The 18,221-nt window shown below is 74.2% G+C and carries 14 protein-coding genes; 5 read left to right on the forward strand and 9 right to left on the reverse strand.

All coding sequences use genetic code 11. The annotated features are described in order from the left end of the window. Positions 1 to 60 precede the first annotated feature (60 nt). From ACIQE0_RS23380 to ACIQE0_RS23400, 5 genes are all read right to left on the reverse strand, one after another. Complete coding sequence (locus ACIQE0_RS23380; RefSeq protein WP_402335385.1) at positions 61 to 1,599, reverse strand: hypothetical protein; 1,539 nt, start codon at positions 1,597 to 1,599, stop codon at positions 61 to 63. Positions 1,600 to 1,732: 133 nt separating this feature from the next. Then, a complete protein-coding gene (gene pcp, locus ACIQE0_RS23385; RefSeq protein ID WP_366334504.1) occupies positions 1,733 to 2,395 on the reverse strand; it encodes a pyroglutamyl-peptidase I in 663 nt (220 codons plus the stop codon). A 60-nt stretch (positions 2,396 to 2,455) separates the two neighbouring features. After that, positions 2,456 to 3,424, reverse strand: coding sequence for a DUF979 domain-containing protein (locus ACIQE0_RS23390; RefSeq protein WP_402335388.1), 969 nt, complete (start codon positions 3,422 to 3,424; stop codon positions 2,456 to 2,458). Continuing rightward, on the reverse strand, positions 3,421 to 4,131 hold the full coding sequence (locus tag ACIQE0_RS23395) for a DUF969 domain-containing protein (protein WP_402335391.1): 711 nt from the start codon (positions 4,129 to 4,131) through the stop codon (positions 3,421 to 3,423). Before ACIQE0_RS23395 ends, ACIQE0_RS23390 begins: the two co-directional genes overlap by 4 nt. A gap of 157 nt (positions 4,132 to 4,288) precedes the next feature. Next, positions 4,289 to 5,032 carry a GntR family transcriptional regulator gene (locus ACIQE0_RS23400; protein ID WP_402335394.1) on the reverse strand — a complete coding sequence of 248 codons (744 nt, stop codon included), beginning with the start codon at positions 5,030 to 5,032 and terminating at the stop codon, positions 4,289 to 4,291. Between the two features lie 217 nt (positions 5,033 to 5,249). On the opposite strand from ACIQE0_RS23400, the gene ACIQE0_RS23405 reads away from it, so the two are divergent. The 4 genes from ACIQE0_RS23405 to ACIQE0_RS23420 all read left to right on the forward strand — a co-directional run bounded on the left by ACIQE0_RS23405 (position 5,250) and on the right by ACIQE0_RS23420 (position 8,078). Further along, a complete protein-coding gene (locus ACIQE0_RS23405) occupies positions 5,250 to 6,026 on the forward strand; it encodes a LamB/YcsF family protein (protein WP_402335396.1) in 777 nt (258 codons plus the stop codon). Beyond that, on the forward strand, positions 6,023 to 6,748 hold the full coding sequence (gene pxpB / locus ACIQE0_RS23410) for a 5-oxoprolinase subunit PxpB (RefSeq protein ID WP_402335399.1): 726 nt from the start codon (positions 6,023 to 6,025) through the stop codon (positions 6,746 to 6,748). The genes ACIQE0_RS23405 and pxpB overlap by 4 nt, the downstream gene beginning before the upstream one ends. Continuing rightward, positions 6,745 to 7,638 (forward strand): biotin-dependent carboxyltransferase family protein, encoded by an 894-nt coding sequence (locus ACIQE0_RS23415; RefSeq protein ID WP_402335402.1) that lies wholly within the window; start codon positions 6,745 to 6,747, stop codon positions 7,636 to 7,638. The genes pxpB and ACIQE0_RS23415 overlap by 4 nt, the downstream gene beginning before the upstream one ends. 155 nt (positions 7,639 to 7,793) lie before the next feature. Beyond that, complete coding sequence (locus ACIQE0_RS23420) at positions 7,794 to 8,078, forward strand: hypothetical protein (RefSeq protein ID WP_402335754.1); 285 nt, start codon at positions 7,794 to 7,796, stop codon at positions 8,076 to 8,078. Positions 8,079 to 8,156: 78 nt separating this feature from the next. On the opposite strand, the gene ACIQE0_RS23425 is transcribed toward ACIQE0_RS23420, so the two are convergent. The 3 genes from ACIQE0_RS23425 to ACIQE0_RS23435 all read right to left on the reverse strand — a co-directional run bounded on the left by ACIQE0_RS23425 (position 8,157) and on the right by ACIQE0_RS23435 (position 14,543). Further along, positions 8,157 to 11,780 (reverse strand): hydantoinase B/oxoprolinase family protein, encoded by a 3,624-nt coding sequence (locus tag ACIQE0_RS23425; RefSeq protein WP_402335405.1) that lies wholly within the window; start codon positions 11,778 to 11,780, stop codon positions 8,157 to 8,159. Positions 11,781 to 11,876: 96 nt separating this feature from the next. Further along, positions 11,877 to 13,010 carry a glycosyltransferase family 4 protein gene (locus ACIQE0_RS23430; RefSeq protein WP_402335407.1) on the reverse strand — a complete coding sequence of 378 codons (1,134 nt, stop codon included), beginning with the start codon at positions 13,008 to 13,010 and terminating at the stop codon, positions 11,877 to 11,879. Between the two features lie 108 nt (positions 13,011 to 13,118). Then, positions 13,119 to 14,543: a HEAT repeat domain-containing protein gene (locus tag ACIQE0_RS23435; RefSeq protein WP_402335410.1), complete on the reverse strand. Its 1,425-nt coding sequence runs from the start codon at positions 14,541 to 14,543 to the stop codon at positions 13,119 to 13,121. A gap of 312 nt (positions 14,544 to 14,855) precedes the next feature. On the opposite strand from ACIQE0_RS23435, the gene ACIQE0_RS23440 reads away from it, so the two are divergent. Continuing rightward, on the forward strand, positions 14,856 to 16,322 hold the full coding sequence (locus ACIQE0_RS23440) for a PP2C family protein-serine/threonine phosphatase (RefSeq protein ID WP_402335413.1): 1,467 nt from the start codon (positions 14,856 to 14,858) through the stop codon (positions 16,320 to 16,322). A 279-nt stretch (positions 16,323 to 16,601) separates the two neighbouring features. On the opposite strand, the gene ACIQE0_RS23445 is transcribed toward ACIQE0_RS23440, so the two are convergent. Continuing rightward, positions 16,602 to 18,128 (reverse strand): hypothetical protein, encoded by a 1,527-nt coding sequence (locus tag ACIQE0_RS23445; RefSeq protein ID WP_402335416.1) that lies wholly within the window; start codon positions 18,126 to 18,128, stop codon positions 16,602 to 16,604. Positions 18,129 to 18,221: the final 93 nt, after the last annotated feature.

An 18,221-nucleotide genomic window follows, 5' to 3' on the forward strand; every position in this document is an offset into this window, starting at 1 on the left:
TCTCGTGGCGGGGCGGGGGCGGCCCGGCCGCTGTCCGGAGGCGGGGACGCGCGCCGGGCATCAGGCCACCTCCGAGCGGTCGGCGGCCATCCCGGCCGCGTCCAGCAGGGCGGTGCCGACGATGAGGTCGGCGCCGCCGAACTCCGAGTCGGTCAGCTCGGTGCCGTCGTCCACGGCGAAGAGCAGCTGCTGTTCGCCCTGGCGGTAGGCGGTGCCGACCGGGGGGCTGGCCGCGTGCACCGCCAACAGGGCGACGAGGTAGGGGAGTTCGGGATCGCTGCGGCGGGCCTCGGCGAGCAGGCCGGAGAGCCGGCGGGGGGCGTCGGCGGGCAGGTCGAGCAGCGCCATGGCGGCGTCGAGCTGGGCCTCGCTGAAGCGGCTGTCGTCGGGCGTGGCCACCAGGTCGGGCTCGGGCATCTCGGCGCCCAGGTGCTCCCGTTCGACGGGCGGGGTGAGCAGCACCTCGACGAGGTCGCCGACCCGGACGGCGGCGGGGGTGCGCAGGCCGGTGCCGCGGGCGAAGAAGGCGTCGGTGACGCGGATGGCCTGCTCGACGGGGAGCCGCAGGACGGGCGCGACGAGTTGGCCGTAGAGGTCGAGGCCGGTGCGGGCGGCGGGGGCGGCGAACGCCTGGCGGTCCTGCTCGGCGCGGAAGAGCGGGCCGGCCTCCAGGAGGCGGGACTGGAGCTGGGTGTGCCGGCGGATGCAGTCCTTGACGATGTCCACCAGCTCGGCGGCGCGCCGCTTGTGCTCGCCGGTGCGCGCGTCGACGGCCTCGGCCTCGTCGCGGGCCTTGCGGATGTTGGTGAGGATCGCGTTCTCGTGGCGGTAGCGCTCCGCGACGTGGTCCAGCGCCTCGCTGATCATGTCGGGCACGGTGCTCAGCCAGTCGACCGCGCGGACGTTGCGCCGGGTGGCCTCCAGGGTCTTGCGGAGGGTCTCGGCGTACTGGACGGTGCGGTAGCGGGCCTGCTCGGCGGCGAGCTGGGCATCGGCCAGCCGGCCGCGGCTGATCAGCACCTCCAGCTTGACCTCGGCGGCGATCTGGGCGCTGGTGACGTCGGTGTCGAGGGCGCCGACAAGGACGTTGACCGCCTCGTCGGTGGCGCGGAGGTAGACGGTGCCGCCGTGGCCGGGGACCTCTTCGATGAGTTTGAAGTCGTAGTCGCGGCGGACGTACGCGCCGTCGGCGGTGAAGGTGCCGTAGACGGCGCGGAAGCCGCGGTCGACGCTGCCGACGTTGATGAGGTTCTCCAACACCCAGCGGGCGACCCGCTCGTGCTCCGCCGAGGGGCGCCGCGGGGCCTGGGCGGCGATCCGCGGGAGGACCTTGGCCACTATCTCCTCGTGGTCGGCCCCGGTGTCGAAGTCCATGTTGAGGGTGACCAGGTCGATGACGGCGAGCGCCACCTCCGCCATCGCGTACACCCCGAACTCGCCCGCGAGGTTGGCCTTGCGCGCGTCGAGGTCGTGCAGCGGCGCGGTGCACGCCAGCGCTCGCAGCCGGCGGGCCAGTCCTTCGTCGGCGGCCGGGCCGAGCGCAGGCCGGCTCAGGCCGTTGAGCTGGGGCGCAGCGGCCCCCGGGGCGGAAGAAGTCACGTCGCACAGGGTAGGCGCTGGCATGGACAACGGACGAAACGGCGCGGATCCCCTCATGGGCGGACCGCGCCCGCGTCCGTTGACGGACCCACAGGCCGGCCAGCCGAACATTTTACCGGCTGGGCCGACCGCCTCAGTGCGTGGCCCCCTCGGCAACCCGCAGGTCGGTGCGGGTGCGGGCGGCGGTGGCGGCGATCTCGCGCAGCGCGGCGGCCACCGCGGCGACCGGCAGCGACGGCTGGACGCGGTCGGTGACCTGCTCGGGCGCGTACGGGACGTGCACGAACCCGCCGCGCACATGGGGCAGTTCGGTGGCGATCAGGTGCGCGAGCCCGTAGAAGACGTGGTTGCAGACGAAGGTCCCGGCGGTGTTGGAGACCGAGGCCGGCAGGCCCGCGGCCCGGACGGCCGCCACGCACGCCTTGATCGGGAGGGTGGAGAAGTAGGCGGCCGGCCCGCCCGGCACGATCGGCTCGTCGATCGGCTCCGCGCCCGCGGTGTCGGGGATGCGGGCGTCGTCGACGTTGAGGGCGACGCGTTCGACGGTGACGTCCGGACGACCGCCCGCCTGTCCGACACATACCACTACGTCGGGACATATCTCGGCGACGGCGGCATGCAGCGCCGTCAGGGACTCACCGTAGACACAGGGCAGTTCGACGGCGTGCAGCTCCAGCCCGGGGAGCGGGGCGGCCACCGCGCCCCGCACCGCCTCCCAGGACGGATTGGTGGATTCACCGCCGAACGGTTCGAATCCGGTGAACAGGACGCGGGTCGGTGCGGCGGGGGCGGTCATGCGGTGCCTTTCGTGGTGGTGCGGGCGGCGCGCGGCACCGCAGGCGGGGCCGCCGGGCGGTCAGAAGGCGAACAGCGCCATGATCACGATGTTGCAGCCCAGCAGGATGCCGGCGGTGGGCAGTTGGGCCTTGATGGGGCCGTACTGGTCCTTCAGTTCCAGCAGCGCCGCCGGGACGATGTTGAAGTTGGCGGCCATCGGGGTCACCAGCGTGCCGCAGAAGCCGGCGAGCATGCCGAGGGCCAGGACGGCGGCCGGGTTGCCGTGGAAGTGCCCGACCAGGACGGGCCAGCCGACCGCGGCGGTCATCACGGGGAAGGCGGCGAAGGCGTTGCCCATGATGAGCGTGAAGGCGAACATGCCCACGCAGTAGACGACGACGGCGACGTAGAGGGAGTCCTTCGGCAGCAGCGCGGTGGCGACCTTGCCGACCTGGCCGCCGACGCCGGAGACCTGGAAGATCGCGCCGAGGGTGGCCAGCATCTGCGGCAGCACCATCGCCCAGCCCATCGCCTCCAGCATGGTGCGGCCGGACTCCACCGGCACCGAGATCCGCCTCTCGCGCAGCAGCACCATGCCGACGACGAGCGCGACGAGCGCGCCGATGCCCAGGCCCAGGATGGTCTCGCTGCCCGTCTGGAGGACCGGTTGGCCCCCGAAGGAGAGGTGCTTGACGCCGATGGCGCAGGCCATCGCGACGACCGGGATGGTCAGGGCCGGGATGAAGAGCTTGTTGCCCAGGCGGGCGGCGCTCGCGGTGCGCTCCTCTGCGGTGGTGGTGCGCGGGGTGCCGCGACCGGTGAAGCCGAAGCCGGCCAGGACGGCCAGGACGAGCACCGCGGCCCCCAGCGGCTCGGCCGGCGCCTGCTTGGTGACCACCCAGCTGCTGTAGATGAACCCGGCGCCGATCAGGCCCCAGAAGGCACCGGTGCCGAAGCGCTTGGGGTTGCCGCGGTCGGTGACCATCTGGCCGGCCATCACCAGGAAGCTGAGGCCGACGAGCCAGTAGAACCACTCTGCCTTGATCATCGGGTGGCCTCCCCTGCGGTGGCGGACCGGGCGTTGGCGGCGAGCAGTTCGCGCTCCAGATGGCGGTCCAGGCGCAGCAGTCGCCAGCCGTGGACGACGAAGGCGCACAGCGCGGTGGGGATGGCCCACAGCGCCAGGTGCAGCGGTTCGAGGTGGGTGCCGTAGGTGGTGTTGACGAAGCCGGTGATCAGCAGGATCGAGCCGACGGCGAGGAAGACGTCCTCCCCGAAGAAGAGCCCGACGTTGTCCGCGCTGGCCGCGAACGCGCGGACCTTCTCCCGGCTCCGGGCGGTGAGTGCGCCGTAGCGGCGCTCGGCGGCGCCCTCCGCCATCGGGACGGCGAGCGGCCGGACGGTCTGGGCGGGCCCGAAGACGTTGGTCAGCCCCACGGCGGCGCCGATCTGCCGCAGGCCCAGGTAGAGCGCGAGGAAGCGCCCGGTGGTGAGGCGGCCGAACTTGGCGATGAGGGTGCGGGCCTGCTCCTGGAGGCCGTAGCGCTCCAACAGGCCGATCACCGGGAGGGTGATCGCGAAGATGGTCACCGCCCGGCTGCCGGCGAAGCCCTCGCCGAAGGCGGCCAGCACCTTGGCGGGCGACAGCCCGCCGAGCAGGCCGGTGACGATCCCGGCCACCGCGACGACCAGCAGGGGATTGCGTTTCGTGGCGAAGCCGATGACGACCACGAGCACGCCGAGCAGCACGATCATGGATCAGCCTTCCGCGTACGGGGAGAGTGCGCCCCCTGCGTGCCGGGCCGCGATGCGGGGGCACGGATGTCAGGGGTGCGACAAGAGATTGCAGCGGAGGCTATGTGATTGTTGAACGATTCGACAAGGGGTCGGCGCCGACGAATTGGGAGCGCGGTCACCCCTCGGCGATGCGCTGGGCGTACGCCGCCGACAACTGGGCGCGCGAGTCCTCCAGATAGGCGCGCAGCAGCCGCTCGCCCGCGACCGCGTCGCCGGCCAGCAGCGATTCCGCGATCTGCCGGTTGCGGACCAGATAGGGCGAGTGGAAGCGCTGCGGGTCGCACATCACATGGAAGACCAGCCGGAGTTCGGCCAGCACCCCGCGCATCAGCTCGTCGGTCCGCGGGCTGCCGGCGAGCGCCACGATCGCCTGGTGGAAGCGGAGGTTGGCGGTCGACAGCTCCACCCAGACCCGGTTCGCGGCGGCCGCCTCGCCGGCCCCCACCGCCGCCTCGATCGCCGCCACCGACGCGGCGGTCCCGGCGTCGTACGGCCCCTGGCCCAGGCCGCGCACCGCGGCGCACTCCACCAGCATCCGCACCCGGAAGATGTCGTCGAGGTCCTCGACGGTCACCATCCGCACGAAGACCCCGCGGTTGAGCCGGTGTTCCAGCAGCCGTTCGTGGGTGAGCAGCCGGAACGACTCGCGCAGGGTGTTGCGGGAGACGCCCAGCGCACCGCCGATGCTCTCCTCCGACAGCCGCGCGCCGGGCGGGAAGTAGCCCTCGGTGATCCGGTCCCGCAGGATGTCGGCGACCCGCTCGGCCGTGCCGGCGCGGCCGAGCAGGGCGCGGTCCCGTTCCAGTCCCGCGACCTCGGCGAGCCGCCGCTGATCGTTCTTCGCCACTCCGCCGGCCATACCGCCCACCGCTCCGTCCCGTTCGGGCGGGCCGATGGCCCGCCCCTTGCGATCTCAGCGGAAGTCAATCCCAGATGACGGCACGGGACAACACACCTCTTGTGGGATTGTTCAACGATCTGTACGTTGGCTTCCGCTTCGGCAACCCCCCATCTGCGCCTTCGCGCCCTCTGCACTCTTCGCACCATCCGCACCCGCGCACCCGGAACGGACACCCATGAGCGATCTGGCGGCCCCTGCCCTCATCGACCTCAACGCCGACCTCGGTGAGGGCTTCGGCCGCTGGCAGCTCACCGACGACGAGGCGCTGCTCTCCGTCGTCACCAGCGCCAACGTCGCCTGCGGCTTCCACGCCGGCGACCCGTCCACGATGCGCCGGGTCTGCGAACTGGCCGCCGCCCGCGGGGTGGTGATCGGCGCCCAGGTCTCCTACCGCGACCTGGCGGGCTTCGGCCGCCGCGCGATGGACGTGCCGCCCGAGGAACTGGCCGACGAGGTCACCTACCAGATCGGCGCGCTGGAGATCTTCGCCAGCGCCGCCGGCGCCCGCGTCGGCTACGTCAAACCGCACGGCGCGCTCTACAACCGCTGCGTCCACGACGCCGAGCAGGCCGCCGCGGTGGCCGCCGGCATCCGCGCCGCCGGCGGGCGCCTCCCGGTCCTCGGGCTGCCCGGCTCCCAGCTGCACCGCGCCGCCGGGGACGCCGGACTCCCGCTCATCGGCGAGGCGTTCGCCGACCGCGCCTACACCGAGCAGGGCACCCTCGTCCCCCGCCGGGAAGCCGGCGCCGTCGTCCACGACCCCGACGAGGTGGTCAAGCGCGCCGTCGGCCTGGCCCGCGACCGCACGGTCGTCACCCGCGGCGGCACCCCGATCGCCGTCGCCGCCCGCTCCCTGTGCCTGCACGGCGACACCCCGGGCGCCGCGGAGCTGGCCCGGCGGGTCCGGGCCGAACTGACCGCGGCCGGCGTCCACATCCGGAGCTTCGTGTGACGCCGCCGGCATCCGGTCCGCGCGCCGCCGGGCCGCTGCCCCTGCGGGCGCTGCCGGTCGGCGAGCACGGGCTGCTGATCGAGCTGGCGAGCGCCGAGGACGTCGAGGCGCTCCACGCCGAACTGCTGCGCCGCGCCGCCGACGGCACCCTCCCCGCGGTCCGCGAGATGGTGCCGGCCGCCCGCACGGTCTTCCTCGACGGCCTCGCCGACCCCCGCGCGCTGGGCGCGGACCTCGCCACCTGGCACGTCCCGCCGCTCACCGCCGGCGACCGCCCGGCCGTCGAGATCCCGGTCCGCTACGACGGACCCGACCTCGCCGAGGTCGCCGCGCTGTGGGGCGTCACCCCCGACGAGGTGGTCCGGCGGCACTCCGGCACCGCCTTCCACGTCGCGTTCTGCGGATTCGCGCCCGGATTCGGCTACCTGACCGGGCTTCCGGAACACCTGCACGTCTCCCGCCGGGAGACCCCGCGCACCCGGGTCCCGGTCGGCTCGGTCGCGCTGGCCGGCCCGTACACCGGGGTCTACCCCCGCTCCTCCCCCGGCGGTTGGCGGCTGATCGGCCGCACCGACGCCGTCCTGTGGGACCCGGCGCGGGAACCGGCGGCACTGCTCGCCCCCGGCACCACCGTCCGCTTCGTCCCCGTGGACGCGCCGGTGCCGGCCCCGCGCACCGCCCCGTCCCCCTCCGACCGCATCCCCGAGGAGCCCGCCCGATGACCGACCGCGCCCTCTCGGTGGTCCGGGCCGGCGCACTGACCTGCGTCCAGGACCTCGGCCGGCCCGGCCACGCCCATCTCGGGGTGCCCCGCTCCGGGGCCCTGGACGAGCCGGCGCACCGGCGCGCCAACCGCCTGGTGGGCAACCCGGTTTCGGCCGCCACTCTGGAGACCACCCTCACCGGCTGCGCCGTCCGACTGCGCACCGCCACCACCGTCGTGGTCACCGGCGCCGCCTGCCCGGTAAGGGTGGACGGCCGCCCCGCCCCCTGGGGCGCACCGGTCCACGTGCCGGCCGGTGCCGTACTGGAGGCCGGCCCCGCCACCCACGGGGTGCGCTCCTACCTCGCGTTCGCCGGCGGCGTGGACGCCGAGCCGGTGCTCGGCAGCCGCGCCACCGACCTGCTCTCCGGCCTGGGCCCGGACCCGCTCACCGACGGCACGGTGCTCCCCCTGGGCACCCCGGACGGCCCCCCGGCCGCCGCCGACACGATCCCGCACGCCGGGCCGGCCGCCGAACTGGTGCTGCCGTTCCTGCCCGGACCGCGCGCGGACTGGTTCACCGCGGCCGGGCTGCGCGCCCTGGCCACCGGCCGCTTCCGGGTCTCCGCGGCCTCCAACCGGATCGGACTGCGCACCGAGGGCCCGTCCCTGGAGCGCGCCCGGGAGGGCGAACTCCCCAGCGAGGGCATGCCGTTGGGCGCCCTCCAGGTCCCGCCCGACGGACTGCCGGTGCTGTTCCTGCACGACCACCCCACCACCGGCGGCTACCCGGTCGTGGGCGTCGTCCCGGAGCGCTGGCTGGCCGCCGCCGCACAGGCGGCACCGGGCACACCGGTGCGGTTCGCGACGCTCGGGCGGCACCGGGGCCCGGCGGCGCACTCCGGCTGACGGCCGCGCCCCGAGCGCGCTCCGTACGCTGGCGGTTCACGCCCCGCGCCCCGCCTCCCCCCGCGTCACCACCCGCACACCGGGGCACTGTCCGTAGCGGATCAATCACACCGAGCAACCGACTCGGACTCCGCACGGAAGGAACCGTGACCACCATGCGTCTCGTCCCGCGCCTCACCGCCGCGCTCAGCGGCCTCGCCCTCGCCCTCGGCGGTGTCGTGGCGATCGCCCCGGCCGCGCACGCCAGCCCGCAAGCCTGCTACGACACCGTCCTGGAGCGGCACCCCCAGGCCGATCCGAGAGTGGTCGAACATGCCTGTCTCACCGGCGCCCGGGGCACCGAAGACGCCCTGCGGGCCTGCTACTACGAGCTGCGAGCGGACTACGTCCCCGCGATGATCGCCTACGAGGCGTGCCGCCGCGCGCCGGAGGCGGTGTAGCGGCCGGCCCCACCCGGCGCCCGGCCGCGGACCCAAGGGGCCCTGGCCGGGCGCCGGGTGGCAGGCAGGACGAGGGGCCTAAGGCTCCCCGTACCCCCCGCCCCCCGGCGTCCGGATCACCAGGACGTCGTCCACGCCGACCTCGGCCATATCGCAGCCCCGCAGGTCCTGGCGTGAACCGTCCGCCCGCTCCAGGAAGTTGGCGCCCAGCGCGCCCGGCCCGCCGCCGGCCATCCCGTACGGCGGGACCCGTCGGTGGCCGGAGAGCAGGGTGATCGTCATCGGCTCCAGGAAGCGCAGCCGCCGCTCGGCGCCGCGGCCGCCGTGCCAGCGGCCGGTGCCGCCGCTGCCGTCGCGGAACGCGAAGCCGTCCACCCGGACCGGATAGCGCCACTCCAGCACCTCGGGGTCGGTGAGCCGGGAGTTGGTCATGTGGGTCTGGACGGCGTCCGCCCCGTCGAAGCCCTCGCCGGCGCCCGAGCCGCTGGCGACGGTCTCGTAGTACTGCACCCGCTCGTTGCCGAAGGTGAGGTTGTTCATCGTGCCCGAGCCCTCGGCCTGGACCCCCATCGCCGCGTAGAGCGCGCCGGTCACCGCCTGGGAGGTCTCCACGTTCCCGGCGACGGTGGCCGCCGGGTGGACGGGCGCCAGCATCGAGCCCTCCGGGATGCGCACCTCGACGGGCTTGAGGCAGCCGCTGTTGAGCGGGATGTCCTCGGCGACCAGGGTGCGCAGCACGTACAGCACCGCGGCCATCACCACCGAGCTCGGCGCGTTGGCGTTGCCGGGCTGCTGCGGGGAGGTGCCGGCGAAGTCCAGCACGGCGCTGCGGGCGGCGCGGTCCACGGTCACCGCGACATGGATCTCCGCACCGCTGTCGGTCTCGTAGCGGTACCGCCCGTCCGGCAGCTCGGCGAGGATCCGGCGCACCGACTCCTCGGCGTTGTCCTGTACGTGCTGCATATAGGCGCGGACGACGTCCAGCCCGAACTTCCCCACCACCGCCCGCAGTTCGCGGATGCCCTTCTCGTTGGCGGCGATCTGGGCGCGCAGGTCGGCGAGGTTGACGTCCGGCGCGCGGGACGGGTACGGCCCGGAGGCGAGCAGCTCGCGGGTCTCCCGCTCGCGCAGCCGCCCGTCCCGGACCAGCAGCCAGTTGTCGAAGAGGACGCCCTCCTCCTCGATGGTGCGGCTGAACGCGGGCATCGAGCCGGGGGTGATCCCGCCGATCTCGGCGTGGTGGCCGCGGGAGGCCACCAGGAAGAGGAGTTCGCCCCCCTCGGGCCCGTCGGTGTCGAAGACCGGGGTGATGACGGTGACGTCCGGCAGATGCGTGCCGCCGTGGTACGGGTCGTTGACGACGTACACGTCGCCGGGCCGCAGGTCCTCCCCGCGCCGCCGCAGCACCTCCTTGATGGACTCCCCCATCGACCCCAGGTGGACGGGGATGTGCGGGGCGTTGGCGATCAGATTGCCGCGCGCGTCGAAGAGCGCGCAGGAGAAGTCCAGCCGCTCCTTGATGTTGACGGAGTGCGCGGTGTTCTCCAGGCGCACGCCCATCTGCTCGGCGATCGCCATGAAGAGGCTGTTGAAGACCTCCAGCAGCACCGGGTCCGCGCCGGTGCCGACGGCGGTCCGCGCCGGGCGCGGCCGGGCCCGGGTCAGCAGCAGGTGGCCGCGGGCGCCGACGGCGGCCCGCCAGTCGGGGTCGAGGACGGTGGTGGCGTCCTCCTCCGCGATGATCGCCGGGCCGCTGAGGACGTCGCCGGGCCGCAGGTCGGTGCGGCGGTAGAGCCCGGTGTCCCGCCAGCGCCCGCCGGTGTGCATCCGGACCGTCGCCACGGCCGCCGACACCCCCTCCCGCTCGCCCGGTCGGACGGCGTAGTCGGCGGCGCCGCCGGCCGCGCCGCGGGCCTCCACCGACACCGCCTCGGCGACCAGCGGCTTGTCCATCGTGAAGGCGTACCGCTCGCGGTGCGCCCGGACGAACTCCGCGGCCATGACGGCGGCATCGGCGAGCGGCACGCCGAGAGTGGAGTCGGTGCCGGCGTAGCGGACCAGGACCCGGGCGCGGGTGGTCAGCGACGCCTCCGGCACCCCGTCGGCCAGGAGTTCCCGCCGGGTCTGCCGGGCGAGGTCGTCGCAGACCGCGCGGACCCGGTCCATCCCCGCCGGATCCGCCAACCGCTCCTCGACGGCCTGTTCCCGCATCGCGGTGGCGTCGGCGACCCCGATGCCGTACGCGGAGAGCACCCCGGCCAGCGGCGGCACCAGGACGGTGCCGACGCCCAGCGCGTCGGCGACCGCGCAGGCGTGCTGGCCGCCCGCGCCCCCGAAGCTGACCAGGGCGTAGCGGGTGATGTCCCGGCCCCGCTGGACGGAGATCTTCTTGACCGCGTTGGCCATGTTGAGCACCGCGATGTCCAGGAAGCCGGCGGCCACCTCCTCGGGCCCCCGGTCGTCGCCGGTCTCCGCGGCGGCGCGGGCCGCCAGCGCCGCGAACCGGTCGCGGACCGCCGCGGCGTCCAGCCGCCGGTCGCCGTCCGGGCCGAACACCGCCGGGAAGTAGTCGGGTTGGATGCGGCCGAGCATCACATTGGCGTCGGTGACGGTGAGCGGACCGCCGCGCCGGTAGCAGGCGGGCCCGGGGTCCGCGCCGGCCGAGTCGGGGCCGACCCGATAGCGGCGGCCGTCGAAGTGCAGGACGGAGCCGCCGCCGGCGGCGACGGTGTGGATGTCCATCATCGGGGCGCGCATCCGCACCCCCGCAACCTCGCTGCCGAAGATCCGCTCGAACTCGCCCGCGTAGTGCGAGACATCGGTGGACGTGCCGCCCATGTCGAAGCCGATCACCCGCTCGAAGCGGCTGTCCGGGCCGCCGGCCTCCGCGGCCGTCCGCACCATCCCGACCACCCCGCCCGCCGGGCCGGACAGCACCGCGTCCTTGCCCCGGAAGTGCGTGGCCTCCCGCAGCCCGCCGTTGGACTGCATGAACAGCAGCCGGATACCGGGGAGTTGGGCGGCGACCTCGGCGACGTACCGGCCCAGGATCGGGGAGAGGTACGCGTCGACGACCGTGGTGTCCCCGCGCGCCACCAGCTTCATCAGCGGGCTGACCTCGTGCGAGCAGCTGACCTGGGTGAAGCCGGCCTCCCTGGCGAGCTCGGCGACGGCCCGTTCGTGCGCGGGGTGCCGGTAGCCGTGCAGCAGCACCACGGCCGCGCTGCGCAGGCCGTGCGCGCGGGCCCGCCGCAGCTCCCGGCGGACGTGCTCCCTCTCCAGCGGCCGCACCGGCTCACCGCGGGCGCCGACCCGCTCGGGCACCTCGATCACCCGGTCGTAGAGCGCCTCGGGCAGCACGATCCGCCGGTCGAAGATCCGCGGCCGGTTCTGGTAGGCGATCCGCAGGGCGTCCCGGAACCCCTCGGTGATCAGCAGCACCGTCGGCTCGCCGGTGCGCTCCAGGAGGGCGTTGGTGGCGACGGTGGTGCCCATCCGGACCACCGCGACCCGCTCGGCGGGGACCGGCTCGTCCGGGCCGAGCCCCAGCATCGCCCGGATCCCGGCGACCGCGGCGTCCCGATAGCGCTCGGGACGGTGGGAGAGGAGCTTGCCGGTGACGAGGTGGCCGTCCGGCCTTCTGCCCACCACGTCGGTGAAGGTGCCGCCGCGGTCGATCCAGAACTCCCAGCGTCCGGTCATCCCGCCATTCTGGCAGCGCCGCCCGGTTCCGTCAGGGCCGCGCGGGCGCCGCGGGCGGCACGTCCGGCAAACGGCCGGAACCGGCCGGGCGGGCGGTCACACCACCAGCGCCGTCCGGTCGGCCAGCACGTCCTCGTAGTGGCCCAGCAGTTGGTCGCCGACCGCCTCCCAGGTGCGGGCCGCGACCGCCTGCCGGCCCGCGGCGCCGTACCGCCTCCGCAGCGCCGCGCTCCCGCCCAGCAGGCGCACCGCGTCCCGCAGGGCCGCGGCGTCCCCGGGCGGGACCAGCAGCCCGGTCCGCCCGTGGTCGACGAGGTCCAGCGGACCGCCGGAGGCCGGCGCGACCACGGGGACGCCGGACGCCATCGCCTCCTGCACCGTCTGGCAGAAGGTCTCGTGCGGCCCGGTGTGCACGAACACGTCCAACGAGGCGTGCAGCCGGGCCAGTTCGTCGCCGGTCCGCCGCCCCAGGAAGCGCACCTCCGGCAGCTGCTCCCGAAGGGCCGCGGCGCTGGGCCCCTCGCCGATCGCCACGGTGCGCACCCCGGGGAGCCGGGAGGTCTCGGCCAGCAGCCGGACGTCCTTCTCCAGAGCCAGCCGCCCCACATACCCCACCAGCAACTCCCGCCCCGCCAGCAGGGAACTGCGCAGCACCGCGTCCCGCCGCCCCGGATGGAACCGCGCCGAGTCGACCCCGCGCGGCCACAGCCGCACCCGCGGCACCCCGTGCTCGGTCAGGTCCAGCAGCGCCGCGCTGGACGGGGCCAGGGTGAGGTCGGCGGCGGCGTGCACCGCCCGGATCCGCCGCCAGGCCGCCGTCCCGCCGCGCCCCAGGTAGGTACGCGCGTAGCGGGCCATGTCCGTCTGGTAGACCGCGACCGCCGGCACCCCCCGCCGCGCGGCGGCCGTCATCCCCCGCGCACCGAGGACGAACGGGCTCGCCAGGTGCACCAGATCGGGCCGGTGCCCGTCCAGCGCCGCGGACAGCCGCCGCCCCGGCAGCGCGATCCGCACCTGCGGGTATCCGGGCAGCGGCATCGACGGCACCCGCACCACCGGGCAGGGGCTCTCGTACGCGAACGGGGCGGCGGTCGGCGCGGAGTTCGCGAGCGGCGTGACGACCAGCGGGTCGTGCCCGCGCCGGACGAGATGGCGGGCGGTCTCCAGGGCGCAGTGCGCGACCCCGTTGACGTCGGGCGGGAAGGATTCGGTGACGAGGACGACGCGCATACCGCTGTTGTCGGCGCACCGTGCGTGGACCGGACCACGGGGATCTTTCCTACCGGCGAACGTCCCATGAGCGTTCACCCACCCGCCCCCCGAGGGCGGGCTCCGTCCTCATACGGCCGAGGCGTCCGGCCCGATGCGGGCGCGCACGGCGGTCTGCACCTCGGCCTCCTCGGCCGGATCGGCGGCGAGGCGGCGCAGCTGCTCGACGACCCGGTCGTCACCGGTGGCGGCGTGGCGGGCGGCCAGCTCCCGGGTGGTCTCCTCGCAGTCCCACAGGCATTCGACGGCGAACCCGGCCGCGAACCCGGGGTCGGTGACGGCGAGCGCCGCGGCGGCCCGGCCGCGCAGATGGGAGGAGGACGTCTCGCGGTAGAGGTGACGCAGCACGGGCGCGGCACAGGCGATCCCGAGGCGGCCGGTGCCATCGACCAGTGCCCACAGCGCGCAGGCGTCCGCCCCCTCCTCCCGCACGGTGCGGCGCAGCGCGGCCAGCACCAGGTCGGTGTCGCGGCGGGCGCCGCGGCGGGCGAGCACCGCGGCGGCGGACGCGCCCAGCCGGTCGGTACGCGCGGCCCACATCCGGGCCCGCTCGACCGCGGCCACACTGCGCATCCGCTCGTACGCGCAGAGTACGGCGGAGACCAGCGGTTCGGCGGAGAGCGGGTCGGTGGCGGCGGCCTCGATGAGGTCCAGGGCCTCCGGGTCGCCCCGTTCGGCGAGGTGGTGGAGGACGGCGGCGCGCGCCGCGTCCGGTCCGCCGCGGCCGGCCCGCAGCAGCTCCGCGCGGTCCTCGGGCCCGGCCACGGCGCTCAGGCAGCGGGCGGCCGCGAGATAGCGGTGCTCCTCCGGGCGCGGTTCGAGCTCCTGCTCGGCCCACTCCAGCACCTCGGCCACGCTCCAGCCCGGACGCGGGCCGCGCGGCCGGAGCTGGCGCTGCCAGCGGTCGAAGGACCCCTCCTCCCCGGCGGCGCGCAGCCGCTCGCGGTAACGGGGGTCCTCGGCCCACAGCCGCCAGGGCCGGGGCTCGAAGGCGTCGCGCACCGTGGCGGCGAGGTCGGCGTCACCCTCCGTGGTCAAGGGGAAGCGGGCCAGCACAGCGGGGGCCAGGCCCATCAGCCCGGCGTCGTCGTCACGCAGCGCGAGCTCGTCTAGGGCCCAGCGCCAGTTGCTGCCGACCGCGGCGTAGCTGCGCAGCAGCAGCCGGGCGGCGTCCCTGCCGTACGCGGCGAGGTGGCCGAGGACGGCGAGGGCGAGGCCGGTGCGCTCCTCGCCGGTGTCGGTGCGGTCGTCGGGGTGGAAGAGGTGACGTTCGATCTCCTCCAGTCCGCCGTCGAGCTGCATGTAGAGGCGCGCGTAGTAGAGCGAGCGGTTCTCCACCTGCCAGTCCCGGCGCGGGTCGCACAGCACACTGTCGTTGAGTGCCGCGAGCGCCTCGGCCCGCGGCGCCGCGAGGGCATGCAGGGTCCCGTCGCCGCGGCCTCGCTGAAGGAGGCCGAGCAGGGTGCCACTGGGCGCTATGTCTGGATCGAACATGAAGTCAGCATCCGGTGCGGGGGACAGGCTGGCAACGGGATTTCCGCTGACCGGCATTCTTGCCGGTGACCACGGGCCCTATGCGTCGTTCCCCCCGTGGATCGGCGGGGTAGACAGCTGTACGGCGGCCGCAGCCTAGCGTGGAATGATTCATTCCGCCGATTCGGGCCCGGTCGCCGGAGGGAGGCCGTTGGCATATGCCGGATGCACCACCGTATCGGGTAATGCCAAATCCCTTACGCACTGTCGCAGCCTGTGCAAGAGTCGTAACCGGCCCATTCGACCCGGCGCCGCCTGATCACGGAGTACGTCATGCCGCCCCCCCTCTTCGCGGATCACCCAGCCGATCGGAATCCCGAGCGTGACGCGGTCGAGGCACTGATCTCGCAGGCCCGCACCCTGCGCGGTGGTCTCGACGCGGTGCGCAGAGAGTCCGCGGACGCCGCCGACCTCGCCACCGACCCGCAGCTGCGCTGGCAGCGGGCACTGTGCGACCTCGCCGTCCACCACCTGGACGACCTCGGGGGCCATCTCGACCAGCTCAGAGAGGGTCTGCCGACCGCGCTCGCCGAAGGTGCGGAGCCGCCCCTCGAGCCGCCGGCCGCCCCGCCCGAGCCGGCGGCGCCCGCGCGGGGCGCACTGCTGCGCCGGGTGGGCAGCGCCGAATGGAATCTGCTCACCGACGAAGTCACCTGGTCCGACGAGCTGTTCGCGATGTTCGGCCGGCCCGTCGCCGACGGCCCGTTGACACTGGACGAGCTGCCGTCCCTCGTCCACCCCGACGACCAGGAGCAGTTGGCCGTGATGGTCACCGACTGCCTGGTGGACGGCCGGCCGATCGACGGCGAGTTCCGCATCGTGCGCACCGACAGCGATATCCGCACGGTCCACATGGTCGGCGAACCGGTGCTCGACGCCGACGGCGGCACCGCCTGCATGTGGGCGGTGCTCCGGGACGTCAGCGAACTGCGCCGCAGCCAGATGACGGTGCGCGAGACCGGCGACTCGCTCCAGCACCAGCGGCACGTCGCGCAGACCGAGCACCGGCTCGCGGTCGAGCTCCAGGAGTCCGTGCTGCCGCCCTGGCGCAGCTCGCTGCGGTTCCCCGAGGACGGCCCGATCACGCTGGACCTCGCCGGGCGCTATCTGCCGGCCGGCACCTCCGCCCTGATCGGCGGCGACTGGTACGACGCGCTGCAACTCCCCGACGGGCGCACGCTGTTGAGCGTCGGCGATCTCACCGGGCACGGCGTCGCGGCGACGTCGGGGATGGCGATGGTGCTCGGCGCACTGCGCGGGATGGCCGTGGCCGGGCACCGGCCGGCACAGCTGATGGGCTTCCTCAACCAGCTGCTGGACACCGCCAGCCAGCCGGCACTGGGCAGCGCGGTGTGCTGCCAGTTCGACCCCGCGACGCGAACGCTGGAGTGGGCCCAGGCCGGGCACCCCGCACCGCTGCTGTTCCGCGGCGGCACGGGGCGCGCGCTGGACCCGCCGGACGGGATGCTGCTCGGCGCCATGACGGGCGCGAACTACGACCAGCACACCGAGCAACTGGCGCCCGGCGACCTACTGGTGCTGCACACCGACGGGCTGGCGCCGCGCCGCACCCACGGCCCGGAGAGCGACCGCGAGGGCACCGAGCGGCTCCTGGCCCTGGCACCGCGCTTCGGCACGGCCCGCAGCGCACAGGACAGCGTCCGCATCGTGGTCGAGGAGTTCGGCGCCACCGAGCGCGAGGACGACGGCTGTGTGCTGATCGCCCAGATCGGCGACTGACGCCCCACCGCACGGCGTGACCGTCGAGGGCGGACCTGCCTCGACGGCGCCGGCCGCCCCGATGGCCCCGGGGCGCACTGGCGGAACACCTCCTGACCACATTCGAGACACGGTGCCACGTATCGGTCAGAACGGCCTGGTCGGCTGAGGATGGCTGACTGTCGTCCGTCGGCGGCTCGATCCGGATGTCCGGCGCCCTAAGGGTTGTTGACGACATCGGTCGTCGGGACCGATGCGGGCGCGGACCCGGACGGAGTGCCCTGGCCACGGGCCCGGGGCTCAGGCCCGGAGGCTCGACACCCCGTCCACCCCGAGGCCCGTCGGCACGCCCACCGCCTTCCCCTTGGGCTTCGGCTTCGGCAGGACCTGCTGGAGCTCGGCACGGAGGTCCTGGATCCTGCCGCAGTCGGTGTACTGGCCGGTGAGCCGGAACATCTCCCGCAGCCGGTCCCAGGTGCGGTGCGAGGAGTTCTCCCCGATGGAGACCAGCGCCAACCGGGCGTAGCGATCGGCCCGTTCGGGCTCGTTGCCGAGGAAGCAGGCCGAGGCCATCGAGATGTAGTCGAAGATCTGCGACCGCTGATGACCACTCTTGCGCAGCTGGAGCGCCTTCTGTGCATGACTCTGCGCGACCTTGGCGGCGGACGGGTCGTGTTCGGCGAGGGTGCGGAACGCCAGCGCCTGCATCCCGTACAGATCCGCCTCGTCGAACATCTGCATCCACGCCGGCGGCGGCACATCGCCCTTGTCCGAGACGAACAGCTCCTCGGCCTCGCCCAGGGTGCGGCGCATCGCCTGGCCGTGCCCCTTGGCCGCATGCGCCCAGGCCTCGATGGTGTGCAGCATGGCGCGGGTGCGCGGCAGGGTCTCCTGACCGGAACCGGACTGCGCCAGCTTCATGAGATCCAGGGCGTCGTCCGGGCGCCCCAGGTGGACCATCTGGCGGGCGGCCCGGGAGAGCGCCTCGCCGGCGCGCGGGCGGTCGCCGCCCTCACGGGCCGCATGGGCGGCGATGATGAAGTACTTCTGCGCGGTCGGCTCCAGGCCCACGTCGTGGGACATCCAGCCGGCCAGCACCGCGAGGTTGGCCGCCACGCCCCACAACCGGCGCTGGAGATGGTCGGGATGGCGGTAGGCGAGCATCCCGCCGACCTCGTTGAGCTGGCCGACCACGGCCTTGCGCTGGAGGCCGCCGCCGCGGGCCGCGTCCCACCGGCGGAACACCTCGACGGAGTACTCCAGTGCGTCGATCTCCTGGGACCCCACGGGGGCCGCCTCGTAGCGGTCGAGGCCGATCTGGTCGAGTTCGTGCAGGGATTCGTGGGCGAGTGGATCGTCGTGGCGGAGAGCGATCGGGGTGGGGTCGGTGTGGAGCCAGTCGTGCATGGCGCTGGTGAGTGCGGATCCCGCGGCGAGCGCCGCGCCGGCCCCCACCAAGCCGCGTCGATTCAGCATGAGGTCCATTCCCGTGAATTCCGTGAGGACCGCTGCGGTCCGCTCGGGCGCCCACGGGAGGCCGTCCATGGCCTGCCGCTTCCCCGCGCGACCAGTCCGGGCGAACCCGAGGTCCTCGATGGTTACGACACGGCCGAGGCGCTCGGTGAAGAGAGATGCCAGGACCTTGGGCACCGGATCTCTGGGGGTCTCCCCCATGTCGATCCAGCGCCGCACCCGCGAGGTGTCGGTCGCCAGCTGCGGGTGGCCCATGGCCGCCGCCTGCCGGTTGACCAACCTCGCGAGTTCCCCCTTGGACCAGCCGGCCAGGCCGAAAAGGTCCGCGAGACGGGTGTTCGGCTCCCTGCTCACGTCAAGCCCCCAGGTTCCTCGACTGAGTTGACAGTAACCGGCCGGTGACGTGCGCTGCGAGCATTCGCCAGGGTTCGCCAGGGTGCGCCAGAT

It is taken from the genome of Streptomyces sp. NPDC093097 (assembly GCF_044754325.1).
Lineage (GTDB): Bacteria > Actinomycetota > Actinomycetes > Streptomycetales > Streptomycetaceae > Streptomyces.